The organism is Kitasatospora sp. P5_F3 (genome assembly GCF_054049135.1).
This window is the reverse complement of sequence record NZ_JBFUMY010000081.1, coordinates 1-24855: the sequence shown is the minus strand read 5'-3', so window position 1 is coordinate 24855 and position 24855 is coordinate 1. Positions and strand designations below refer to the sequence as shown.

Here is a 24855-nt window from a genome sequence, read left to right as displayed (position 1 = left end):
GGCGGCGACCGTCCGCGTCCGGCGGGTGCTCCCGGTGCCGACCGTGGCGCCGCGCGTCCCGGTGGCGACCGTCCGCGTCCGGCCGGTGCTCCTGGCGCCGACCGTGGTGCCGCCCGCCCGGGTGGCGACCGTCCGCGTCCCGCCGCCGGTCCCGGTGGCGCGCCGCGTCCGGGTGGTGCGGGTGCGCCGCGTCCCGACGGGATGCCCCGTCCGGCCGGTCCGCGTCCGGGTGGGCCCAGCCCGTCCGGTATGCCGCGTCCGAACCCCGGCATGATGCCGCAGCGTCCCGCTCCGGGCCCCGGCGCCCGTCCCGGCCCCGGTGGCCGTGGTCCGGGTGGCCCCGGTGGCCGTCCGGGTGGTCCGGGTGCAGGTGCCGGTGGCGCCCGTCCCGGTTTCGCGGGCCGTGCGGCCGGTCCGGGCTCGCGTCCGGCCGGTGGCGGCTTCGGCGGCCCCCGTCCCGGTGGCGGTGCCCCGGGTGGCGGCGGTGGCTTCGGTCCCCGTCCGGGTGGCTTCGGTGGCCGTCCCGGTGGCCCGGGTGCCCGTGGTGGCACGCAGGGTGCCTTCGGTCGTGGTCCGGGCGGTCGCCCGGCGCGTGGCCGTAAGTCGAAGCGGGCGAAGCGCCAGGAGTACGAGGCCATGCAGGCCCCGTCCGTCGGCGGTGTGATGCTGCCGCGTGGCAACGGCCAGGCCGTTCGCCTCTCGCGTGGCTCGTCCCTGACGGACTTCGCCGAGAAGATCAACGCCAACCCGGCCGCGCTCGTCTCGGTGATGTTCAACCTCGGTGAGATGGTCACCGCGACCCAGTCGGTCTCGGACGACACGCTCCAGATGCTGGCCGACGAGATGGGCTTCCAGCTCGAGATCGTCAGCCGGGACGACGAGGACCGCGAGCTGCTCGAGTCGTTCGACATCGACTTCGGTGTCAACGAGGGCGATGAGGACATGCTGGCCCCGCGCCCGCCGGTCGTCACCGTCATGGGTCACGTCGACCACGGTAAGACCCGCCTGCTGGACGCGATCCGCAAGTCCAACGTGGTGGCCGGCGAGGCCGGTGGCATCACCCAGCACATCGGTGCCTACCAGGTCGCCACCGTGGTGAACGGCGAAGAGCGCCCGATCACCTTCCTCGACACCCCGGGTCACGAGGCGTTCTCCGCCATGCGTGCCCGTGGTGCCAAGTCCACCGACATCGCGATCCTGGTGGTCGCGGCCAACGACGGTGTCATGCCGCAGACGGTCGAGGCGCTCAACCACGCCAAGGCCGCCGGTGTGCCGATCGTGGTCGCGGTCAACAAGATCGACGTCGAGGGTGCGGACCCGACCAAGGTCCGTGGTCAGCTGACCGAGTTCGGTCTGGTGGCAGAGGAGTACGGCGGCGACACCATGTTCGTCGACATCTCCGCGCGCCAGGGTCTGAACATTGACCAGCTGCTCGAGGCCGTGGTCCTGACCGCGGACGCCTCGCTCGACCTGCGGGCCAACCCGGAGCAGGACGCGCAGGGTATTGCGATCGAAGCCCACCTCGACAAGGGCCGCGGCGCCATGGCGACCGTCCTGGTCCAGCGCGGTACCCTCCGCGTCGGTGACTCGATCGTGGTCGGCGACGCCTACGGCCGCGTCCGCGCGATGCTGGACGAGAACGGCAACAGCCTCGCCGAGGCGGGTCCGTCCCGTCCGGTGCTGCTGCTCGGTCTGACCTCGGTGCCCCGCGCCGGCGACAGCTTCATCGTCGTCGACGAGGACCGCACCGCCCGTCAGATCGCCGAGAAGCGCTCGGCCCGTGACCGCAACGCCGCGTTCGCGCAGCGTCGGGTCCGGATCTCGCTCGAGGACCTGGACAAGGCCATCGCAGCGGGCTCCATCGAGCAGCTCAACCTCATCATCAAGGGTGACGTCTCCGGTTCCGTCGAAGCCCTCGAGGACGCTCTCGTCAAGCTCGACGTGGGCGAGGAGGTGGAGCTCCGGGTGCTGCACCGCGGCGTCGGTGCGATCACCGAGTCGGACGTCGACCTCGCGATGGGCTCGGACGCCATCATCATCGGCTTCAACGTGCGCGCCGAAGGCCGCGCCCGTACGGCTGCCGAGAAGGAAGGCGTGGATGTCCGGTACTACTCGGTCATCTACCAGGCCATCGAGGAGATCGAGAACGCGCTCAAGGGCCTGCTCAAGCCCGAGTACGAGGAGGTGCGCCTCGGCTCCGCGGAGATCCGCGAGGTGTTCCGTTCCTCCAAGTTCGGCAACATCGCGGGTGTCATCGTCCGCGAGGGTCTGCTGCGCCGCAACGCCAAGGCCCGTCTCATCCGCGACGGCAAGCTCATCACGGAGAGCCTCACCATCGAGGGTCTGCGTCGTTTCAAGGACGACGCGACCGAGGTGCGCGAGGGCTTCGAGGCCGGTGTGACCCTGGGGTCGTTCAACGACATCAAGGTCGACGACGTCATCGAGACCTACGAGATGCGCGAGAAGCCGCGGTCCTAGCAGTGGTTGCCGGGGTCGGTCGGCGGGGTGCAAATCCCGTCGACCGGCCCCGGTCTCGCTGTTAGCCTCCAGGTACGCCCGTTCGGGCAACTCCTTCGAGGCCTTCAGGTCGGCGAGACCTGTCACATATGTTCGTGGGAACACTCACTTTCGATCTGCTGCTCGGCGATGTTCACTCGCTCAAGGAGAAGCGTTCGATCGTGCGGCCCATCGTGGCCGAACTGGCGCGCAAGTACAGCGTGTGCGCCGCAGAAGTCGGGAACCAGGATCTGCACCGGAGGGCCGAGATCGGCCTGGCGGTGGTGTCCGGCGAAGCCGGGTACGTCACCGAGATCCTGGACAGCTGTGAGCGGCTCGTCGCCGGCCGCCCCGAGGTGATGCTGCTCTCCGCACGGAGGCGTCTTCACAACGACGACGATGATTGAGAGTGAGGGTGTGCGCGGTGGTGCTGCGTCAGCACCGTCACACCCACGAGGACCGAGAGCGCCCACAAGGCTGGGCGCGGGCAGGTACTTTGGGGCCAGGGCCGCACCGGGTGCGTCCGTGACCCGGGTACCGCGCTCACTGCACGAGGAGGCAACGTGACCGACACCGCAAGGGCGCGCAAGCTCGCCGACCGCATTCAGGTGGTGGTGGCCGAGACCCTGCAACGCCGGATCAAGGACCCGCGGCTGGGCTACGTGACCATCACCGAGGCCCGGGTCACCGGCGATCTGCGGGAGGCCACCGTCTTCTACACCGTCTACGGTGACGAGGCCGAGCGTGAGGCCAGCGCGGCCGCACTGGAGAGCGCCAAGGGCGTGCTCCGCTCCGAGGTCGGCAGGCAGACCGGGGTGCGCTTCACCCCGTCGCTGACCTTCATCGCGGACGCCCTGCCGGAGAACGCGAAGAACATCGACGAGCTGCTCGACAAGGCGCGGGTCTCCGACGCGGCGGTCCGTACCGCCGCCGCCGGTGCCACCTTCGCCGGGGAGGCCGACCCCTATCGGGTGCCGGCCGCCGAGCGCGACGACGAGGACGAGTAACCATGGCCGCCGAGCCGGTCGAACCCGGCCAGAGGGCATCGTCCACCGACACGGTGGATGGTGCCCTCGCGGTGCTTCCCGGGCCTCGCAGCGAGTCGTCGGCCGGCTCCGCGGCGTCAGCCCTGGCGGCCGAGTGGCAGCGGGTGGTCGAGCTGGTCGGGCGGGCCGGCACGGTCGACCTGATCTGCCACATCAACCCGGACGGCGACGCGCTCGGCTCGGCCCTGGCGGCCGGTCTGGCGCTGCGTTCGCTCGGCTACCAGGTGCGGGTCTCCTTCGGTGACGACCCGCAGATCGTCCCGGAGTCGCTGAGCTTCCTGCCCGGCCAGGAGCTGCTCGTCCCGGCCGCCGAGGTGCCGGACGTCCCCGAGCTGGTGCTCTGCTTCGACGTGGCGGCCGAGAGCCGCCTCGGTCTGCTGCACGCCAAGGCGTTCGCCGCACCCGCGCTGGTGGTCATCGACCACCACGCCTCCAACCCCGGCTTCGGCACCCACCGCCTGATCGACCCCACCGCCCCGGCCACCGCCGTGCTGGTGGACGAGCTGCTCCGGCGGCTCGGCGTGCCGCTCGACCAGGAGCTGGCCACCTGCCTCTACACCGGCGTGGCCACCGACACCGGCTCGTTCAGGTACGCGGGCACCACGCCCGCCACCCACGAGCTGGCCGGGCGGCTGCTGGCCACCGGCATCCGGCACGACCTGATCTCCCGTCAGCTCTGGGACACCTCCTCCTTCGGCTACCTCAAGGTGCTGGCCGGCGCGCTCGACCGGGCGGTCTACGAGCCCGACGCGGCGGGCGGCCTGGGCCTGGTGTGGACCTGGGTGCCGTACCAGGACCTGGCGCTGTTCGGCGTCACGGTCGAGGAGATCGAGGGTCTGATCGACGTGCTGCGCCGCCCGGCCGAGGCCGAGGTGGCGCTGGTGCTCAAGCAGGACCCGGACGGCACCCTGCGCGGTTCCTGCCGGGCCAAGGGCGCGGTCGACGTGGCCGCGGTCTGCGCCGACCTCGGCGGCGGCGGGCACCGGTTCGCGGCCGGGTTCACCGCCCGCGAAGGTGTCGAGGCGACGATCGCCCGGTTCCGGGCCGCGCTGCCGGCGTCCTGATTTCCTCCGTACAGAGAAAGAGCTGATGAAGCGTAAAGGCACCGGCCCCGACGGCCTGGTCATTGTCGACAAGCCGGAGGGCCTCACCTCGCACGGCGTGGTGGCCAAGCTCCGCTGGCTGGCCGGCACCAGGAAGGTCGGCCACGCGGGCACGCTGGACCCGATGGCGACGGGCGTCCTGGTGATCGGCATCGAGCGGGCCACCCGGCTGCTCGGGCACCTGATGCTCACCGCCAAGACCTACGAGGCCACCATCCGGCTCGGGCAGGACACCGTGACCGACGACCGGGAGGGTGACATCACCTCCTCGGCGGACGCCTCGGGGATCGAGCGGGCCGCCATCGACGCCGGGATCGCGGAGCTGACCGGCGAGATCATGCAGGTGCCGTCGAAGGTCAGCGCCATCAAGATCGACGGCAAGCGCTCGTACGCCCGGGTCCGCGAGGGCGAGGAGTTCGAGATCGCAGCCCGGCCGACCACCATCCACTCCTTCACCGTGCACGAGCAGCGCGCGGCGGTGGCCGAGGACGGCACCCCGGTGATCGACCTGGACGTCACGGTGGAGTGCTCCTCGGGCACCTACATCCGGGCCCTGGCCCGGGACCTGGGTGCTGGGCTGGGAGTCGGCGGACACCTGACGGCGCTTCGGCGGACCAAGGTCGGGCCGTACGGGCTGGAGTCCGCGCGGACGCTCCCGCAGCTGGAGGAGAAGCTGGAGGTGCTGCCGATCGCCGAGGCGGCGGCCGCGGCGTTCCCCCGCTGGGACGTGGACGCCGAGCAGGCGCGGCTGCTGGCGCACGGCATGAAGCTCGCCGCACCCGGGCTGGGCGTCGACGGGCCGATCGCGGTCTTCGACCCGGAGGGCCGCTTCCTCGCTCTGATCGAGGAGAAAGCCGGCCACGCCAAGCCGGTCGCGGTCTTCGTCGGCTGATCTTTGGCAGCTGCGCCCAGGTGGCACACGCCAGGGGCTCGGGGAACTGCGACGCCGACCTCGTACAAGGTGATCCGCGCGTGGGTGGCCAGGGACTTTTGCACGTGACCCCGGCGCCAGATCTCCTCGCAGTTCCCCGAGCCCCTGGATAGTGCAACCGGGCGCTGTGCAGAAATCCGCGACTCTGAGCTCCTGCGGAAGTTTCACCCGAAGGGATGAGCGGCAGCCCCGGAGGGGTGGCGTACGTGGTCGGCCGGGCAGGCTCCGGGCGGTGGCGGGCTGCTGAGGGGCGGGCGCGGGATGGCCGAGGGGCTGCTGCGGATCTGTGGGCCGGACGGGCTGGTCAGGGGGCTCGGCTTCGTGGCCGACCGGCAGGGCTCCGTGCTCACGGCCCGGCAGGCCGTCGAGGGGATGGAGCACCTGGTGCTGCACCTGCCGTGCGGCCAGACCCGGGTGCTCGGGGCCGACTGCGTGGAGCTGCTGCCGGGCCCGGGCCTCGCGGTGCTGCGGACGGATTCGGTCGGCGGTCTGCCGCTGGCCCCACAGGCGATCGCCGACGGGATCGGCAGCGGGCTGGTGTCCGTCTCCCAACTGACCGCCGGAATATGGGAGTTGGCGCAAGTTCAGGGCGCCATCGGTCGGGTCGCCCCGGACGGCGCACTGTTGCTGGAGCTGCCCCAGCTCCGTCTCCCGCTGACTCCTGGGGCGCCCGTGCTGGACGCCGAGACCGGAGCCGTGCTCGGCGTCCTGGTGGCCGGTCCTGACGGCCCCCGTGCGCTGCCGCCGACCGGTCCGGCGCTGGCGGAGCTGCGCGGCCGGAACGCCGAGGCGGTGCCCGCGTACGGCCGGGCGCTGAATCTCGGCGGGGTGCTGGCGCTCTGCTCGGTGCAGCTCGGTTCGGCGAGCGCCGGCCCGGGCCGGATTGCGGATCTGGCTGCCGACCGGGTGGACCGGCCGGACGGGCTGACCGGTGCGGAGCCGGGGGTCGCCGTCAGCGTGCTGGTCGGCCCGGCGGGCAGCGGGCGCAGTACCGAGCTGGCCGCCCTGGCGGTCCGGCGCGCGGGCGGGCCGCGGCCGCTGCCCACGGTCTGGCTGCGCGGCGCCGACCTGGCCCCGGAGGACCACACCCTGGCGGCCGCGGCCGAACGGCAACTGGGCTGGGCCGCCGCACTGTTGGACGTCCCCGCGCCAAGCCTGGACGAGCTGGTGCGGCGCTGTACCGAGGCCGGCCGCCCACTGCTGGTGGTGCTGGACGCGCCGGAGGAGGCACCGTTCGCGGTGCCGGGGGAGTGGCTGGCGGCGAGCGCCCGGTGGCTGGAGGCAGCGGGGGTACGGCTGCTGACGGCCTGTCGGGCGGAGAGCTGGGGTGACGGACTGCCCGGGGCGGTGGTGCACGGACTGGGGCCGCTGCCCGCCGAGGCGGGGGTACGGGTGGCCCGGCGGTACGGGGCGCCGGAGCCGGGGGAGCACCCGCTGGCCCTGCGGCTGGCCGGGGAGCTCGGGGAGACGGCGGAGCGCGGGCGGCTGTACGCGGCGTACCTGGAGCTGTGCTGCACCCGGGCCGCGCAGCGGCTGCGGGCCGAGAACGGCCCCAGGCGGGCCGGGGCGCACCGCCGGGGCACTGCCGTGGCCCCGCCCGTACCGGAGGGCCCGGAGCCGCTGCGGGGGCTTGCCGCGACCCTGGGCGAGCGGGTCGGGGAGGCGGCCAGTCGGATGCTCGGCACCGGCCACGGCACGCTGGACGCGGCCGCCTTCGCCGCCCTGTTCCCGGCTGAGGGCGGGTGGGCCGGGGCGGTGCTGGCGGAGCGGCTGTTCGTCCCGGCGGGGCCGGGGTACCGGTTCGCCCACGAGGACCTCGCGGACTGGCTGCAGGGCAGCCGGCTGGACCTGGACGCCGCGCTCCGGCTGCTGCTGGAGGGCACCGCCGTACCGGCGGAGGCGGTCCTGCCCGCCGGAGGTGTCCCGAGGCACCGGGCCGGGGTGGTGGCGTGGGCGCTGCGCGGGGTCGGGGAGCGGCATGGGGCGGTGGGCCTCGACCCGTGGCTGTGGCGGCTGTGGCGCGGGGTGGAGACGGCGCCCGGGCCCGAGCCGGCCTGGTGGGCCCGGCGGCTGCTGCTGGACGGGCTGGCCGGGAGCCCGGAACTCGCCCTGCACCGACCGCTGTTGGCGGCCGTGGCCGAGCGCGGGGGCGGCGGTCTGGGCGCGGAGTTCTGGGTCGGGCTGCCGCTCCCGCTCACGGACCGGCTGGAGCTGCTGCGGCTGCTGGTGACGACCGATCAGGAGGCCAGGGCGGCGGTGGCCGAGCTGCTCAGGGCCGACCCGCGCGCGGTCGTACCGCTGCTCTGCCGGTGGTTCGGGGAGACCCGGGGCAGTGCCGCCGCCGATCTCGCGCACGACCTGCTGTGGGCGCACCGGCGGCTGGCGGTGGACGACCTGACGGAGTCACTGGCAATCGCCGCCCACCCGAGGGCGGACGCCTTGCTCGCCGAACTGGCGGTGGCGGAGCCGTCCGCGCTCTGCCGCGCGGTGGACCGCTGGAGTCACGACCCCCGCCCCGAGTGGCACGTGGCGGCGGCCGTGCACGCGCTGCGGGCGGCTCCGTACGCCACCGGCACCGGCGCCGACCTGCTGCGTCACACCGCGCGTACCCTGCTGGCCCGGGAGGAGGAACCGACGCTGCACGGTGCGGCGCTGGCCCTGCTGGTCCGTGATCCGGTGACCAGGGGGCAGCAGCTTCCCGCCGCGCTGGCCGCCTACCGCCGGGACGATCCCTTCGTCACCGCCGAGGCGCTGGCCCCGGCGCTGGCCACCGATCCGGAGCCGGTGCTGGCGGCGTTCCGGCGGCGGTTGGCCACTCCGGGCGGGGCGGTGGCCGAGGCGCTCAGGGTGCTGGCCGGGCAGGATGCCCCGGAGCTGCTCGGTCCTGGGCTCGACCTGGCCGCCGAACTGCTGCACCAGCGGCCCGAGCGGTCCGGCCAGGTGGCCGAGTACCTGGCCGTACTGCTGGACGGCCGTCCGGAGCCGGAGCTCGACCTGCTGCTCGCCGAGGCGGCGGCCCGGCCGCCGGGGCTGCGCCGGGTGCTCGCGGTGCTGCTGACGGATCCGGAGCGGCCGCCCCGGCTGCTGGAGATGCTGCTCGTGGTGGAGCGTGATCCGGTGGTTCTGGTGCCCGTGGTGGAGCGGTTGGCCGATTGCTGCCGGGACGAACAGGCGCCAGGGGTACGGCAGTTGATCCGGCTGATGGCGGAGGCAGGCGGGCCTGAGGTGGATGCCGCGCTGGTCCGCGGCGCGGGCCGGTCGGCCGATTTCGCCCGGCTGCTGGCGCACTGGCCGACCGGCGAACCCGGCCCGCGCGGCGGCCCGCTGCTGGCCCGGATGCGGCTGCTGGTGGCGGGCGGCCGCGATCCGCAGTACGCCGCGGCGGAGGCCGAGCGGGGCGCCGTGGTCCGTCAGGTGCGTCCGGCGGGCCGGGTTGGGTGACGCTGGTGCCGACACAGCTTCGGGCGCATGGCACGCTATAGGGGTTCGGTAGGAAGCGAGAGCGTGCGGACGACGTACGCCGGTTCGGAACGAGGAGCGGTCAGGGTGCAGCGCTGGCGTGGCCTGGAGGAGATCCCCGGGGACTGGGGGCGCAGCGTCGTCACCATCGGATCGTTCGACGGTGTGCACCGCGGCCACCAACTGATCATCAGTCGGGCGGTGAAGCGGGCCCGTGAGCTGGCGGCGAAGGCCGTCGTGGTCACCTTCGACCCGCACCCGAGCGAGGTGGTCCGCCCCGGCAGCCACCCGGCGCTGCTGGCGCCGCAGCCGCGCCGGGCTGAGCTGATCGAGGCGCTGGGGGTGGACGCGGTGCTGGTGCTGCCGTTCACCGCGGAGTTCTCGAAGGAGTCGCCGGAGTTCTTCGTCCAGCAGGTGCTGGTGGAGGCGCTGCACGCCCGGCTGGTGATCGAGGGCCCGAACTTCCGGTTCGGCCACCGGGCCGCCGGGAACGTGGAGTTGCTCGCCGAGCTGGGCCGGGCCGACGACTTCGAGGTGGAGGTGCTCGACCTCCAGGTACGCGGGGCGGCGGGTGTGCCGTTCTCCTCCACGCTGGCCCGGCGACTGGTCTCGGAGGGCGACCTCACGGCGGCCGCCGAGGTGCTCGGCCGGCCGCACCGGGTCGAGGGCGTGGTGGTCCAGGGGGCGCAGCGCGGCCGGGAGTTGGGCTTCCCGACCGCCAACGTCGACACTGTCCCGCACAGCGCGATCCCGGCCGACGGGGTCTACGCGGGGTGGCTGACGGCGGCCGGGGAGCGGATGCCCGCGGCGATCTCGGTGGGTACCAACCCGACCTTCGACGGCACCAGCCGCACGGTCGAGGCGTACGCCATCGACCGGGTCGGTCTCGACCTGTACGGCCTGCACGTGGCGGTCGACTTCCTGGCGTACCTGCGCGGGATGGAGAAGTTCGACTCGATCGACGCACTGCTGGACCGGATGGCCGACGACGTCAAGCGGGCCAGGGAGCTGACCGACGAGTCGTCACCGGCCTGACCGGGCCGGGGAGAAGCACCGGAGGAGGGGGGGGGGGGGGGCCSGCCCCCCTCCTCCGTCGTTGCTACTGCTACTGCTACTGCTGCTGCGGCTGCGGCGGCGGGTAGCCGTACCCCTGCGGGGGCGGCTGCTGCCGGCCGTCGGGCTGCGGCGGCGGGTACCCGTAGCCGGGCTGCTGCCCGCCCTGCTGCCCTTGCTGCTGCCCCTGTTGGGACCACTCCTGCGGAAGCGGCTGGGCGCCGGGCGGGGGCGGCGGCTGCTGCCCGTACCCGGGCTGCGGGGCCCACGGCGCGCCCTGCTGGGGGTAGCCGCCCTGCTGCGGCGGATAGCCCGGCTGCTGCTGCGGGTAGCCGCCCTGCTGGGGGTACCCGGGGTAGCCCTGCTGCGGCGGCTGGCCGGGGTAGCCGCCCTGCTGGGGCTGGCCCCAGCCGCCGGCCGCGTGCTGGGCCCGCATGATGTCCTCGCCGACCATGGTGGCGAGTTCGAAGTAGGCGTCCCTGACCTTGGGCCGCATCATCGCCAGGTTGACCTCGGCGCCGGCCGCCAGGCTCTCGTCGAACGGCACCACCACGACGCCGCGGCAGCGGGTCTGGAAGTGCGCGACGATGTCCTCGACCCTGATCATCTTGCTGGTCTCGCGGACCCCGGAGACCACCGTGATCGAACGCTGCACCAGGTCGGCGTAGCCGTGCGCGGAGAGCCAGTCCAGCGTGGTGGAGGCCGAACTGGCGCCGTCCACGCTCGGTGTGGAGACGACGATCAGCTGGTCGGCCAGGTCGAGCACCCCGCGCATCGCGCTGTACAGCAGACCGGTGCCGGAGTCGGTCAGGATGATCGGGTAGTGCTGCCCGAGCACCTGGATCACCGAGCGGTAGTCCGAGTCGTTGAAGGTGGTCGAGACGGCCGGGTCGACGTCGTTGGCCAGGATCTCCAGGCCCGAGTGCAGGTCCTGCGAGGTGAACTGGCGGACGTCCATGTAGCTGCGCAGGTGCGGGATGGCCGTCACCAGGTCACGGATGGTCGCGCCGGTCTGCCGCTTCACCCGGCGGCCGAGCGTGCCCGCGTCCGGGTTGGCGTCGATCGCGATCACCTTGTCCTGCCGCTCGGTGGCCAGCGTGGCACCGAGCGAGGTGGTGGTCGTGGTCTTGCCGACGCCGCCCTTGAGGCTGATCACCGCGATCCGGTAGCAGCTCAGCACCGGCGTCCGGATCAGCTCGAGCCGGCGGGCCCGGTCGGCCTCGGCCGCCTTGCCGCCGAACTTGAAGCGGGACTCCTTCTGCTGCTTCGGCTGGCCGCGCAGCAGCCGGTCCGAGGAGAGCTCGACCGCGGCGGTGTAGCCGAGCGCCGCGCCGTGCGACATCTGCTGCTGCCCGCCCTGGCCCTGGAAGGCGACCGGTGCCTGCGGCATGGCCTGCTGCGGGTACGGCGGCTGCTGCTGGGGCTGCTGGGGCGGCACCTGCTGCTGCGGGTAGGGCTGCTGCTGGGGCTGCGGCCAACCGCCCTGGCGCGGGTCCACCGGCGGCGGGGCCTGCTGGGGGTAGGGCTGCTGCGGGTACGGCGGCTGCTGCTGGGGCTGCTGCTGGGGGACGTCCGGGTACGGCTGCGGCGCGGGCACCGGCGGTGCCTCGGCCACCGGCGGTGCCGGTGCGGGCGGGGTCACCGGCACCGGGCCGGGCGCGGGAGCCGACTGCAACTCGACCGGCGCGGGCCCGGGTTGGGGGCCGTCGGCGACCGGGGGCAGCAGCGCGGTCTCGGTCATCTCGGGCGACGGCGACGGCGCAGGCACGGGAGCGGGCGGGGTCACCGGCACCGGCGCGGGAGCCTCGGCCACCGGTACGGGCGCCGGCGGCACCGGGGCCACCGGAGCGGGCGCGGGCTGGGCCTGAACGGGGGCGGGAGCGGGGGCGGGGGCAGGTGCGGGAGCGGCGGGTGCGTCGCTCTGGGTGTACCAGGACGGCGGGGAGTAGTCAGGAACGTCCGACCAGTCGTCGTCGTCCTCCGCCGCGTTGTCGCCGACGTAGACGCCGTCCCGATCGCTGCTCACTTGGGCTCCCTCGTGTTCGCCGCCGCTGTTCGCGGTGCCGTCGGCACAAGACTAGGACGTGTTTCCCGACCGCTCACAGGCGGTGCCGGAACTCACACCATCGTGGACGAAAGGAGAGGCCCGCACACCGGATCACCCAGTATGCGGACCCCTCCGGGATCGAATCGCTCAGTCCATCCGGCGCGGGCCGCCGAGCACTTGGCCCTCGGCCTCGCCGGGGTTGGTCATCACGAACTGGCGCCGCATCCGGGTCGCCCACAGCGTGATGTTGTCGCCGAGGGTGGGCAGCGCGGCCACCTCCTGGTCGCCGAGCGAGAGCAGCCGGGCCAGCAGCTCGGCCTCCTGCGGGGAGACCCGCTGGATACCGACCAGATCGGCCGCGTTCAGCACCCGGGCCGCGTTCGGTCCGAGGTACGGGAGCAGGGTGAGGGTGGTCTGCCAGGGCGAGGCGGAGAGCCGGCTGCGCGGCGGCCGGGCACCGAGGTCGCGGACCACCAGCACGGGGGAGGCGACCGAGGCACCCTGGGCGCCGAGCCGGCCGACCTGGTGCACCGTCACACACGGCTGACCGCCGCCGGCCGCCTGGGCCATCGAGGACCAGGCCTGCGGACGGCCGGTCTCGACCGCGATCCGGGCACCGGTGGCGGCCGCCCGGAGCGCGATCACCTGCGCGGTCCACAGACCGCCGACCAGCACCAGCTCGTACGAGGTGGGCCGGAACAGGCCGAGCACGGCGGGTTGGTGCTGCGGGTCGACGCCGATCACCACACCGTCGTCGCCGACCGGGAAGGCCAGTGCGCTGAGGTCCTCTGGGGAGAGCACGTGGCGCTCGCGGCGCGGGCCGCGCAGGCCGAAGCCGGGGAGCAGCCGGGTGGGACGGGCGGCGGGATCGGCCGGCGCCTGGTCCGGGTAGGTCTGATAGGCCATCAGGAAGTCCCTCCCAGGGGCAGCGTGGCGAGCAGGCCGGGGGCCTGCTCCAGGTCGAGCCGGGTCAGGCCGATCCCGGTGCTCTGCGCGCGGGACTCCACCAGGCGCCCGACCTGGGCGATCTCGCTCTCGCTGCGGCCGGTGATCCGGACGTGTCCGCTGATCGCCACCGAGTCACCGGTGCCGCGGCTCGCGGTCAGGCTGAAGGTGCTGGCCAGTGCGGGCGTGCTGGTGACCAGGTTGACCAGATCGGGCGCGGCGATCCGGCCCGGGGTGCCGCCGGGGCGGCTGAGCTGGGGCCACTTGGAGATCCAGTAGGTGGCGTGCCAGCGGTCGTCGATCCGCCAGAACTTCCGGCTCTCCTGGGTCCGGCGGCCGTTGCCGCCACCGCCGCCGGTGCCCTGACGGCCCGCCACCGCGATCGGGTTGGCGCAGATCGAGATGGCCAGCGCCGCGATCAGCTCGCGCTCGTCCAGCACGGTCGCGGTGAACCCGGCGCTGTTGAGCCGCCCGGCCAGCTGGTCGGTGACCCGCTGGAGCGCCTTGCGGGCGCCCTCCTCGCCGCCGCCGCGGGCCTCGACCGCGCTGTTGGTCAGCTCGGGGCTGAGCTTGAGCGCGACCCAGGTGAGCCGCAGGCCGGGCGTGGCCAGGCCGTCCGGGAGCTGGTGGTAGGCGCGGGCGGCCAGCGACTGGTCCGGCAGGTGCGGGGCCGGGGCGGGCTGGGTGTGCTGCACCAACTGGACGGACTCCAGGGCGATGTCGTCCACCTGGAGGGCCGAGCAGATCACGTCCAGCGGCAGCGGCAGCGCGGTGCGGTGCGGCCGCAGCGGCTGGTCCTTGGCCTGCACCAGCAGGATCGAGGTGAGGAAGGTGCCGTCACCGACCATGCCGGTCTCCCGGCGGACCGGGCGGCCGCCGCCGAGGTCGGCCTCGGTGGCGTGGGTGCAGGTGCGCAGCGCGGGCTCGAGTTCGAGCGCGGGCGCCAGCGCCGGGTCGGTGCCCGGCGGTGGCACGTTGAGCTGGGCCTGCCGGCGGCGGGCGCTCAGCGCGGAGCGGACCTGCAGACCCTCGGACAGGGTCCGGCCGTTCAACGGCACCAGGGCGAGCACCACCATCAGTGCGGCCGGTACGGCGAACACCCCGACCATCATCTTGTTGATGGTCCATCCGACGGCCAGCAGCGCCACCGCGACCTCCAGCAGCACGATCTGCTGGAGCCGCAGGCGGGTGCCGAGCAGGCCGGGCCGTGGGTGCACCTTGACCGGTACCGGTGCGGTGGAGCGGGTCGGCGCGGGCTGCGCCCGGCGACCGCGGCTCCCCCCGCCGTGCGATGTGCTGCGTCGCCCTGGAGCGGTCTGGCTTGGCATCCCCCGAGTGGCCCTCTCTGATCAGATATCACGGCCCGGTTGACCGGTCGGCAAACCGTACCCGTACCGTACTCACCGTCTGCTGCCGCATCGTAGAGGGTGGACTGCGACGTGCACCCGGCGGGTGGCAGACTCACGCACGGCCTTCACGCCCGGACTCGCGTACGAGCCGGTCGGGCTGACGTACCCACAGTTGTCGAACAGGGGAGACGACGAGCATGGCATCACGCCGCGACGAGCTGAACGCGTACACCGCGGCGCGAAAGCGCACGGTAGGTGCCTTTCTGCTGCCTTCCGGCGGCGGCAATGACGAGGACGCGCCCCGGCCGGTGAAGGCCGTACTGCCGAGTGTGGTGATCGGGGTCGTGATCGTGGCGGGTTTTGCCATGTGGGGCGTCATCAAGCCTGCTGCGCCCAAGGGTTGGGACAGCGGCTCGAACATCATCCAGGGCAAGCAGTCGACCACCCGGTACGTGATCCTGCCGGGTGAGAAGAACACCAAGGTCCTGCACCAGGTGCTCAACATGTCCTCGGCCCGGCTGGTGCTGCAGGCCAACGCCAAGGTGGTGATCGTGGAGGACAAGGTGCTGGACGCCTACCCGAACCACGGCGCCACCATCGGCATCCCGTACGCCCCGGACAAGTTGCCGAAGGCGGACGTGGCGGGCCAGACCAACAAGAAGTGGTCGGTCTGCAACAGCCCGGGCGCCGACGAGAAGACGCCGCCGAACCAGGCCGTCTTCGTGGCCGCCGACAAGGACGCCACGCGGCTGGCCGACCCCAAGCTGGTGCTCGGCGCCGGGGAGTCGCTCTACGTCCAGGCCCCGGTGGACTCGGCGGGCCTGGCCGGTCAGTTCATGGTGGACCGGACCGGCACCATGCACGTGATCGGTGCCCCGACCTCCGACAAGGCCGAGCGCGGGCTGATCGCGAGCAGCCTGTTCGGCAGCGACCTGGCGGACAAGCCGCAGCGGGTGACCGCGGAGTGGCTGGCCACCCTGGAGAAGGGGGACGCGATCGAGTACAAGCTGCCGACCGACTTCAAGGACGGCCAGGTGGTCCCGTCCAAGCTGACCCAACTCGAGAAGCAGGCCGAGCGGCGGGTGGGCCGGCTGCTCAACTACGACAAGAGCTACTTCATGGTGGGCATCGACAAGCTCTACGAACTCTCGCCGTTCCAGGCCGAACTGGCGCTCAGCAACCCGAAGTTGGGCAAGGTCTACGACAACGGCCCGGCGAAGACCTACACGCTCTCAGCCGCCGAGTACGCGGCGCTCAAGGGCGTGATGGACCCCAAGGCCATGAACGACGCGGCGGACATCCCCGACGAGAAGCCGGCCGAGAAGGCGGTTAACCACCTGGGTCGGACCAAGGTGTGCAGCACCTTCGAGGGGATGGACGGCGTCAAGATCAAGCGGTCGGTCTGGGCCGATGCCGACTACCCGGCCCCGATCGTCGCCGGGGCCTCCAGTGCCCGGGTCTCGCCCGGCCACGGTCTGCTGTTCCGGGCCCTGGACTCCTCCGCCCCGGGCAGCTCCGGCAGGAACTACCTGATCACCGAGACCGGCCTGCGCTACCCCGTGCCGACCAACAACGACGGCAGCGGCAAGACCGGCGCCTCGGCTGCCCCGAAGGAGCCGGGGCAGGAACAGCAGCCCGGCCAGGAGCAGCAGCCCGGCCAGGAGCAGGTGAACGAGAACCAGGCCAGGCTCGGCTTCGACAAGGTGGTGCCGGTGCCGGTGCCGCAGCTGTGGGCCAACCTGGTGCCGGCCGGACCGATCCTCAGCAAGAGCGACGCACTTCAGCCCCAACTCGCCTGACACTCTGTCAGTTGGCCGACCGCGCCCCAGTGTCATGGCTTGGTAACTACCTGGCTCCCGGTGTTGGGTGACTTGCGGTCGGCGGCTACAGTTCTGGAGTGCACCACACCGTGGTGTTCGACGGCCGTCCGTGTCGGGACGGTCCGTGGGGATGTCTGTCTCATGGGGGACGGTAGATCATGTCTGGTCAGTTCACGACGACCGCTGACGAAATGATTGCTTTCGCGAACCGCATCGGTGAGGTGAACTCATCGGTGCAGGGCGAGATCCAGCGGCTCAACACGCTCGTTGACGAGATCAAGCAGGGCTGGCAGGGTCAGGCTGCTGCTGCGTACCAGCAGCTGCAGACCCGCTTCAACGAGGACGCCACGAAGCTGAACCAGGTTCTCGACGAGATCCGTCAGGCCATCGAGGCGACCACGAAGCAGTACGCCCAGACCGAGGAAGAGCAGCGGTCGGCGATGGGTACCGGCGGCTTCTGAGCCTTCGGCTCGTCCGCAGACAGGCAAGTACCGGTCCGGCAATAGGACCGATTCGACTCCATTGGAAAAGGGGACACCATGGGCGACTCGATTCTCGTTAATTTCTCTACCATCGCGAACGCGAGTTCCGAGGTGAAGCAGGGTGCCCAGCGCATCCAGACCCAGCTGGACGATCTGAAGGCGGGCGTCGCCCGGATCGCCAACAGCTGGCAGGGCCAGGCCCGTGAGGGCTACCAGGCCCGTCAGCAGCAGTGGGACGCCAGCGCGGCGGACCTGCAGCAGGCGCTCCAGCAGATCTCGCAGTCGCTGGACAACGCGGCCCAGAGCTACCAGCAGACCGAGAGCAAGAACGCGTCTGTCTGGAGCTGATCCGGCCGCCGTCCCGTACGGCGCAGGATGGTAGGAAATCTCATGGGGCGGGCGTCCGACCGGGCGCCCGCCCCAGGTGTGTACCACCGGCCGGTCCAACTCGACCGTCCGGCAAGGCCGTTCCACGGGGGCACGGTGCAGGGTGGGAGCATGAGGGGAAGTCAGGTGTCGTTCGGTACGTACCGCAGGGTCGCCGCCGTGTCCGTCGCGCTGGGAGTGATCGGCGGGATGACCGCCGGACCCGCGCTGGCCGCGCCGACACCCGCGCCCTCGGCCGGTGTGTTCTATCCGCCGGTGGGGATCTCCGCCTCGGCGGAGTGCAAGTTCCCCTCCAACCCCGTGCCCAGCATGCCCTGGTCGCTGCAGAAGGTGGTGCTGGAGCAGCTCTGGGCCGCTCCAGGGCCGAAGCAGGATGCGATCACCGGCAAGGGGGTCAAGGTCGCGGTGATCGACACCGGTGTGGACGCGGTCAACCCGCAGTTGATCGGCAAGGTCGAGGACGCGGACTCCTCGCTGCGCGACAAGTCCAAGAACAACGAGAAGGTCCCCGGCACCGGCGTGACCGACATGGTCGGCCACGGCACCAAGGTGGCCGGCATCATCGCGGCCAGGAAGGTCCCCGGCATCGGCTTCTCCGGGCTCGCGCCCGACGCGACCATCATTGCGTACCGGCAGAACGACAGCCAGGGCAACGGCGACGTGACCACCCTGGTGGAGGCCATCAGGGGCGCGCTGGCCCGCCAGGCCGATGTCATCAACATCTCGCAGGACGTCCGGGCCACCGGCAAGGACGGCTTCTTCCCGGGCCGGGCCGAGCTGGAGGCCGTCCTCAAGGAGGCCGAGGCCAAGAACGTCGTGGTGGTCGCCTCGGCGGGCAACGACGGCCTGGAGGCCGAAACCTACCCGGCCTCGTTGCCGACCGTGCTGGCGGTCGGCGCCTCGGACCGGAACAACGAGCGGGCCTCGTTCTCCCAGTACGGCGAGTTCGTCGACGTGGTCGCGCCCGGCGTGGAGATGCTCTCCACCGTGCCCACCAACGGCCACTGCGTGGACAACGGCACCAGCTTCTCCACCCCGTACGTGGCGGGTGTGGCCGCACTGCTCAAGCAGAAGTACCCGAAGTGGACGGCGAATCAGATCCGGATCCGGATCATGCAGACCGCGCAGCGCGTGGAGCGCACGCGGAACCGCTTCATCGGCTGGGGAGTGGTCGACCCGGTGCAGGCGGTCACCAGCAACGCCCCGGCCCCGCCCGTCGACGCCGAGGGGCCGGTCGACGACCCGCCGGTGAACCTGGCCGGGCAGGTCAGGCTGCAGGCCCAGCCGCTCGGCCTGGCCGAGACCCAGCAGGACCGGGACGCCCGCACCGCCACCTACGCGCTCGGCGTCGGCGGCCTGCTGGTCGGTGGCCTGGCCGGCGGCTCGGTGGTGCTGCGGGACCGCAGGCGCCGGGTTGAGGACTGACAGCAGGTACCCCCCCCCCCCCCCCCCCCCCCCCCCCCGGCCCCGTTGCGCGGTGGCCCGTTACGGCGCCGGGAGCCAGCCCACCTGGACGGTGTGGCCGGCCGCCTGACGGCGGGTCACCAGCTGGCCGCGGCCCGGGGGCAGCGGCTGCGGCTTGACGGTGCCCAGCAGCGCACCCTCGTTCTTGTCGCCGGACATGATCAGGCCCTGACCGCCGAGCTCCTTCATCCGCTGCATGATCGGCTCGAACAGCGAGCGTCCGGCGCCACCGGCGTTGCGCGCGATGATGATGCGCAGGCCGATGTCGCGGGCGAACGGCAGGAACTCGGCCAGCGGTGCCATCGGGTTGCCCGAGGAGGTGGCGACCAGCTCGTAGTCGTCCACGATCACGAACATGTCCTTGCCGGTGTACCAGCTGCGGTTGCGCAGCTGCTCCGGCGTGACGTCCGGGCCCGGCAGTCGTCGCCCGCAGGCGCCGCGGAGCATCTCCACGATCGCCTGCATGGCGGGCGCCGCCGCCGCGTACTCGACCAGGTACTCCGGCGGCACCACACCGAGCAGTGAGCGGCGGAAGTCGCCGACCACGATGCCGGCCTGGTCCGGGGTGTACCGCTCGGTGATCTGCTTGATCAGCATCCGCAGTACCGCGGACTTGCCGGACTCGCTCTCACCGAACACCACGAAGAGCGGGTCGGTCTCGAAGTTGAGGAACACCGGGGCGAGTTCGACCTCGTCGACGGCGAACGAGATACCGAGCTCGGGCCGCTCGAAGCCCTTGGGCAGCGAGTTGCCGTCCAGCACCTGGGGCAGCATCCGGACCTGCGGGGCGCGCGGCCCGGTCCAGGCCGAGGCGACCTGCTCGACCAGGTCGGTGACACCGTCGACCAGGTCCTCGATCTCCGAGGAACCGTCCAGTCGGGGCAGACCGGACAGGAAGTGCAGCTTGTCCGCGGTGAGACCGCGGCCTGGCTGCCCGGCCGGGACGTTCTGCGCGACCTTGCGGTCGATCTCGGACTCCATCGAGTCACCGAGCCGCAGCTCGGTGCGGTTCTGCAGCAGGTCCTTGAGCGCCGGGCGGACCTCGGCGTACCGGGCGGCGGTCAGGATGATGTGCACGCCGTAGCCGAGACCACGCTGGCCGATGTCGGCGATGACCGGTTCGAGGGACTCGAACTCCTGCTTGAAGGTGAGCCAGCCGTCGATGATCAGGAAGACGTCGCCGAACTGCTCGTCCGGGAGCTGGCCGTTGGCCCGCTTGGTCCGGTACGTGGCGATGGTGTCGATCCCGGTCGCCCGGAACAGCTCCTCACGGCGGTTGAGCACGCCGTGCACCTCGCTGATGGTCCGTCGGACCTTCTCCACGTCCAGTCGCCCGGCCACCCCGCCGACGTGCGGCAGGCCCTGCAGGCCCTGGAAGCCGCCACCGCCGAAGTCGAGCAGGTAGAACTGCGCCTCGACCGGGGTGTGGGTGACCGCGAAGCCCGCCACCATGGTCCGGATCATCGTGGACTTGCCGGAGCGCGGGCCACCGACGATCAGACCGTGACCGGCCGCGCCGGAGTAGTCCTGGTAGAGCACGTCGCGGCGCTGGTCGCGCGGCTTGTCGACGATGCCGACCGGCACCACCAGCCGGCCGAGCGCACCGAACTCCGGTGAGGTGAGCCCGCGTTCGGGCGTCACCTGGAGCGGCGGGACGAGCTGGTCGACGGTCGGTGCGGACTCCAGCGGGGGCAGCCAGACCTGGTGGGCCGGCGGGCCCTGGCCGATCATGCGGGACACGAACACGTCCAGCATGGTGTCCAGCAGCGAGTCGTCGATCTCCGCGACCTCCTCGATCACCTCCTCCACCTCCGGCTCGATCACCGCGACCTCGGCCGCGGTGAACAGCACCGGCAGAGCGGTGACCGCCCGGCCGCCGGTGACCCGGACCGCGCCCGGCGGACGGTAGGCACCGGAGACGTACGCCGCCCGGAACCGCTCCATCACGTCGGAGCCGAACTTGAGGTAGCCGACACCGGGGACGGGCGGCAGGTGGTAGGCGTCCGGCACACCGATCGCGGCCCGCGACTCGGCGGCCGAGAAGGTGCGCAGGCCGAGCCGGTAGGACAGGAAGGTGTCCAGACCGCGCAGCTTGCCCTCCTCCAGTCGCTGGGAGGCGAGCAGCATGTGCATACCCAGCGAACGGCCGATCCGGCCGATCTGGATGAACAGGTCGATGAAGTCCGGCTTGGCGCTGAGGAGTTCGGAGAACTCATCGATGATCATGACCAGCGAGGGCAGCGGGTCGAGCGCGGCACCGGCGGCGCGGGCCCGCTCGTACTCGTTGATGTTCGCGTAGTTGCCCGCCGTCCGCAGCAGCTCCTGACGGCGGTTCATCTCGCCCTCGATCGAGTCGCGCATGCGGTCGACCAGGGTGAGCTCACCCTCGAGGTTGGTGATCACCGCGGCGGTGTGCGGCATCTCCGACATACCCGCGAAGGTCGCGCCACCCTTGAAGTCGGCGAGCACGAAGTTGAGCACCTCGGAGGAGTGCGTCACGGCCAGCGCCAGCACCAGGGTGCGGAGCACCTCGGACTTGCCGGAACCGGTCGCGCCGACGCACATGCCGTGCGGGCCCATGCCCTCCAGCGAGGCTTCCTTGATGTCCAGCCAGACGTACTCGCCGTTGGTGCCGACCCCGAGCGGGACCCGGAGCTTCTCCCGCATCGGGCGCGGACGCCACATCCGGGCCGGGTCGAAGGCACCCGGGTCGCCGGTGTCCATCATCTCGGTGAAGTCCATCGAGACCAGCGAGGGGTCGCCGTCGTCGCCGCCCGCCGAGACCCGGAACGGGGCCAACTGCCGGGCCAGCGCCTCGGACTGCCAGGAGGACAGGCTGTCCGGCTTGCCGGAGTACGAGGCACCGGAGGCGGACTCCAGCAGCAGCTCGTCCTTGGCCAGCGTGATCACCAGGTGACCGCTGGGCTCGTCCAGGTCACCCGGGACGACCTCGATGATGGTGACGCCCTCGACGCCCTCCGCGCCGGCCAGCACCGAGTCGTGCGGCACCGCGGCGCCGTCCATCACGATCACCAGGTGCGGCTGGTCCGGCGAGGCCACGGCGTCCCGGGCGAAGCCCTTGCGCCCGGCCAACTCGTCGGCCAGCAGCACCTCCAGCTCACCCAGACCGGCGGCGATCAGACGGCGCGAACCCGCGCCGTCGCTCTCCTTGCGGTGCTGGGTGTGCGGCAGCCACTTCGCCCACTCCCACTCGTCGATCGCACCCGGTGCGGCGGCCACGCCGACCACCAGGTCGTCGGGGGAGTGCAGGGTGGTCAACTGGGCCAGCATCGCCCGGACGTTGCCGTAGACGGTGTCCGGGTCGCCGCAGACCGTGATGTGGTAGAAGGCGCGCAGCGAGATCGCCAACGGCAGGTCGTGCAGGGTGCCGTGGGCGGTCAGGAAGTCCTTCATGGCGGCCGCCGAGAGCGGCTCCAGCTCGTCCAGCGGCGCCGTCTCCGGCGCCTTCAGCGGAGTGCTGAGCTGCTGCGGCCCGCGGCCGAGCCTGATCTGCGCGAAGTCCGGGTCGGTCGGCCGCCGTTCCCAGAGCCGACGGCCCTCGGTGACGATCGACCAGAGCTGGTCCGGCTCCGGGTGCAGGAAAAGCTGCGCACCGCGCTGCCGGTCCGCCGTCCGGCGGACCTGACGGCGCATCTGCTGCAGGTACTTGAGGTAGTCGCGGCGCTCGTCCGCGGTCCCCGCGCTGCCGCCCTTGCGGGCCTTGACGATCTGGGCCACCGCCATACCGGCGGTGGAGGCGACCATCAGGACACCCATCATCTTCATCGGCCCCTGGCCGCCGAAGAGGAAGGCCGCCGAACCACCCATGCCGAGCAGCGGCAACAGGGACATCATCCAGTCCTCGGCACCGCCCCGCGGCAACTCGGGCGGAGGCACCAGCTCCACTGCATCGTCCGGCACCGGCGGCGGATACGCCCGGGCCGGGCGCTTGACCGTAATCACACTCACTGGCATCAACCCTCACGCAACTGGGATACGTACGGGATGAGGGCGCCCCGTGTGATGACGCCGCCCCCGCTCCGCCGATCGCAGGCACTCACGGGTCGCGCGTCTCGCCCCCGTACGCCTCGCGCAGGGGCCGATCCTACTGGTCGGCCCCGATCTGTTCGAGCGCGGGGGCGTAACTCGGCTGGCTGGTCACGGCTTGACGGTGCGTCCGGGGGCCGGTATCGCTCCGTACCCCATCTGGCGGTAGGGTGTCGCCGCGCCAACTCTTGGTCGGATCGCCCGCATTGATGAACCGGGCTGCGTTCCCGTCCGCCAAGGGCGCCAAGCTGACCAACGGACACAGCAACAGGGGGAAGCGCCGGTGAGCTCAAACGCTACGACCGGATTCTGCCGGGTCACCGTCGTGGCACCGGACAGCCGGATCGACGTCGCACTGCCGGAGGATGTGCCGCTCGCGGACATCTACCCCGAGGTACTGCGCCTCTCCGGCCAGACCCAGGTGGACGGTGCGCCGACCGGCTTCCACCTGGTGCGCCGGGACGGCACCGTGCTGGACAGCGGACTGCCGCTGGCCGCCCAGCAGATCCGGGACGGCGACCTGCTGAGCCTGCGTCCGTTCGCCGAGTCGCTGCCGCCGGCCGTCTACGACGACGTGGCCGACGCGATCGCCAGTGCGGTCGCCGCCGACCGCCGGTTCTGGGGCCCGGAGCTGATGCGCTCCTTCGGTCTGATCGGCGCGGGGGTGCTGCTCGGGCTGCTCGGCTTCGCGCTCTGGTTCTCCGACCTGCGGCACGACATGAACGGCCTGCCCGGCATCCTGTCCGGCGTCATCGCCGTCGTGCTGGTCGCCTTCGCCGCGGTCCGGGCCCGGGTCTACCAGGACCACGACGCGGGCCTCGCGCTCGGCCTCGGCGCCCTGCCGCACGCGCTGATCGCCGGGTCCGGCATCATCGCGGTCTCCACCGTCGGTGACGGTCCCGGCCGGATCCAGCTGCTGGTCGGCTGCGTCGCCGTGCTGGTGGTCTCGGTCCTGCTGGTCGGCATGCTGCCGGAGAAGGACTCGGTCTTCGTGGCCTCCTCCTTCCTGGCCGCCGCGGGCACCCTGGCCTCGTTCGCCGCCGTGCTGATGTCCGACACCTCGGCCACCGACATCGCGGCCGTCACCGCGGTCGCCGCCGTCGCCGCGATCGGCTTCCTGCCCGCCCTCTCGGCCCGCTTCGCCCGGCTCCCGGTCGGCTTCAACGCCCCCGGCCAGACCAGCACCCGCAGTGCCGGCTACGCCGAGGAGGCCAGCCGCTCGGAGGCCGTCCAGTACGAGCGGATCGCGCACCAGGCCCGCCGCGGCCACGAGGTGCTGGTCGGCCTGGTCGGCGGCTGCGCCGCGGTGCTGGTCGGCTCCTGCGCGGTGCTCGGTTTCAGTGACCGGATGTGGGCCGAGCTGCTCGCCCTCGCGGTCGGCATGACCACCATGCTGCGGGCCCGGCTGTTCCGTTACACCGGTCAGGTCTTCGCGCTCACCATCGCCGGGCTGGCCGGCCTGGCGCTGCTGGTGATCGGCCTCTCGCTGCACACCCCGCACTTCATCCTGACCGCGACCAGCTCCACCGCGGTGGACCTGCGCACGGTCTGGCTGGCCGCCTCGATCGCGGCCGGCGCGGCCATCCTGACCGGCATCGCCCTGGTCGTCCCGAAGTCCGGGGTGTCCCCGTTCTGGGGTCGCATCCTGGACATGGTGGACAGCGTGATGCTGATCGCGCTCGTCCCGCTCGCGCTGGCCGTGCTCGACATCTACGGCCTGGTGCGCGGCGCCACCAGCTGAGACCTGCGACCCGCCACCCGCCCGCCGTCCACCTGCCCGCCGTCACCCCGCGGAATGGGGGGACGGCGGGCGCTGGTACTCTTGGGCAGTCCGAGTTCAGTCAGACCCTTGTGCCGTCTACCAGGGGTCACTCGGAAACCTTGAAGGAGATGCCGTGGCTCTCGCCGCTGACGTCAAGAAGCAGATCATCACCGAGTTCGGCCAGAAGGAGGGCGACACCGGCTCTCCCGAGGTCCAGGTCGCCATGCTCTCCCGTCGTATCTCGGACCTGACCGAGCACCTCAAGCTGCACAAGCACGACCACCACTCGCGTCGTGGCCTGCTGATCCTGGTCGGCCAGCGCCGCCGGCTGCTGAAGTACTTGGCCGCCAAGGACATCGAGCGCTTCCGTACCCTCGTCGAGCGCCTGGGCATCCGCCGCGGTGCCGCCGGTGGCGCCCGCTAAGACCGCCGCGTCATGGGGCGGCTCCCCGTCACCGGGGAGC

Annotated in this window: 16 protein-coding genes and 1 pseudogene; 13 read left to right on the top strand and 4 right to left on the bottom strand. The window is 72.1% G+C overall.

What is annotated here, in order from left to right:
- The 7 genes from infB to ACXJMZ_RS31570 form a co-directional block, all read left to right on the top strand.
- Positions 1 to 2478 (top strand): translation initiation factor IF-2 (gene infB, locus ACXJMZ_RS31600; RefSeq protein WP_457033445.1); only part of this gene is annotated, 2478 nt, incomplete at its 5' end.
- A gap of 128 nt (positions 2479 to 2606) precedes the next feature.
- Positions 2607 to 2903 (top strand): DUF503 domain-containing protein, encoded by a 297-nt coding sequence (locus ACXJMZ_RS31595; RefSeq protein WP_057233497.1) that lies wholly within the window; start codon positions 2607 to 2609, stop codon positions 2901 to 2903.
- Between the two features lie 156 nt (positions 2904 to 3059).
- Positions 3060 to 3503, top strand: a complete 444-nt coding sequence (gene rbfA, locus ACXJMZ_RS31590; RefSeq protein WP_457033444.1) for a 30S ribosome-binding factor RbfA — start codon at positions 3060 to 3062, stop codon at positions 3501 to 3503.
- Positions 3504 to 3505: 2 nt separating this feature from the next.
- Positions 3506 to 4606, top strand: a complete 1101-nt coding sequence (locus ACXJMZ_RS31585; protein ID WP_457033443.1) for a DHH family phosphoesterase — start codon at positions 3506 to 3508, stop codon at positions 4604 to 4606.
- A gap of 25 nt (positions 4607 to 4631) precedes the next feature.
- Positions 4632 to 5537: a tRNA pseudouridine(55) synthase TruB gene (truB, locus tag ACXJMZ_RS31580; RefSeq protein WP_457033442.1), complete on the top strand. Its 906-nt coding sequence runs from the start codon at positions 4632 to 4634 to the stop codon at positions 5535 to 5537.
- 300 nt (positions 5538 to 5837) lie between these two features.
- A complete protein-coding gene (locus tag ACXJMZ_RS31575) occupies positions 5838 to 9017 on the top strand; it encodes a serine protease (RefSeq protein WP_457033441.1) in 3180 nt (1059 codons plus the stop codon).
- A 105-nt stretch (positions 9018 to 9122) separates the two neighbouring features.
- Positions 9123 to 10070 carry a bifunctional riboflavin kinase/FAD synthetase gene (locus tag ACXJMZ_RS31570; RefSeq protein WP_200948357.1) on the top strand — a complete coding sequence of 316 codons (948 nt, stop codon included), beginning with the start codon at positions 9123 to 9125 and terminating at the stop codon, positions 10068 to 10070.
- Between the two features lie 76 nt (positions 10071 to 10146).
- Here ACXJMZ_RS31570 and ACXJMZ_RS31565 read toward each other — a convergent pair.
- The 3 genes and pseudogenes from ACXJMZ_RS31565 to eccE form a co-directional block, all read right to left on the bottom strand.
- Positions 10147 to 11910 (bottom strand): annotated as a pseudogene (locus ACXJMZ_RS31565) (MinD/ParA family ATP-binding protein); the annotation flags it as partial.
- 372 nt (positions 11911 to 12282) lie between these two features.
- Complete coding sequence (locus tag ACXJMZ_RS31560; protein ID WP_457033440.1) at positions 12283 to 13041, bottom strand: hypothetical protein; 759 nt, start codon at positions 13039 to 13041, stop codon at positions 12283 to 12285.
- Complete coding sequence (eccE, locus tag ACXJMZ_RS31555; protein WP_457033439.1) at positions 13041 to 14297, bottom strand: type VII secretion protein EccE; 1257 nt, start codon at positions 14295 to 14297, stop codon at positions 13041 to 13043. The genes ACXJMZ_RS31560 and eccE overlap by 1 nt, the downstream gene beginning before the upstream one ends.
- Before the next feature lie 329 nt (positions 14298 to 14626).
- Between eccE and ACXJMZ_RS31550 the strand changes: the two genes are divergently transcribed.
- The 4 genes from ACXJMZ_RS31550 to mycP all read left to right on the top strand — a co-directional run bounded on the left by ACXJMZ_RS31550 (position 14627) and on the right by mycP (position 18543).
- Positions 14627 to 16228: a type VII secretion protein EccB gene (locus tag ACXJMZ_RS31550; protein WP_457033438.1), complete on the top strand. Its 1602-nt coding sequence runs from the start codon at positions 14627 to 14629 to the stop codon at positions 16226 to 16228.
- A 179-nt stretch (positions 16229 to 16407) separates the two neighbouring features.
- On the top strand, positions 16408 to 16710 hold the full coding sequence (locus ACXJMZ_RS31545; protein ID WP_457033437.1) for a WXG100 family type VII secretion target: 303 nt from the start codon (positions 16408 to 16410) through the stop codon (positions 16708 to 16710).
- A 78-nt stretch (positions 16711 to 16788) separates the two neighbouring features.
- Positions 16789 to 17079 carry a WXG100 family type VII secretion target gene (locus tag ACXJMZ_RS31540; protein WP_457033436.1) on the top strand — a complete coding sequence of 97 codons (291 nt, stop codon included), beginning with the start codon at positions 16789 to 16791 and terminating at the stop codon, positions 17077 to 17079.
- 150 nt (positions 17080 to 17229) lie between these two features.
- Entirely contained in the window at positions 17230 to 18543 is a 1314-nt protein-coding gene (mycP, locus tag ACXJMZ_RS31535; RefSeq protein WP_457033435.1) for a type VII secretion-associated serine protease mycosin, read from the top strand.
- A 60-nt stretch (positions 18544 to 18603) separates the two neighbouring features.
- Here the strand turns inward: mycP and eccCa are convergent, their stop codons facing one another.
- The gene (gene eccCa / locus ACXJMZ_RS31530; protein ID WP_457033434.1) at positions 18604 to 22551 is read right to left on the bottom strand and encodes a type VII secretion protein EccCa; all 3948 of its coding nucleotides are present in this window, start codon (positions 22549 to 22551) and stop codon (positions 18604 to 18606) included.
- Between the two features lie 361 nt (positions 22552 to 22912).
- Between eccCa and eccD the strand changes: the two genes are divergently transcribed.
- Positions 22913 to 24370: a type VII secretion integral membrane protein EccD gene (gene eccD / locus ACXJMZ_RS31525; protein WP_457033433.1), complete on the top strand. Its 1458-nt coding sequence runs from the start codon at positions 22913 to 22915 to the stop codon at positions 24368 to 24370.
- A gap of 154 nt (positions 24371 to 24524) precedes the next feature.
- Positions 24525 to 24815 carry a 30S ribosomal protein S15 gene (rpsO, locus tag ACXJMZ_RS31520; protein ID WP_057233517.1) on the top strand — a complete coding sequence of 97 codons (291 nt, stop codon included), beginning with the start codon at positions 24525 to 24527 and terminating at the stop codon, positions 24813 to 24815.
- The last annotated feature ends 40 nt before the right edge of the window (positions 24816 to 24855 follow it).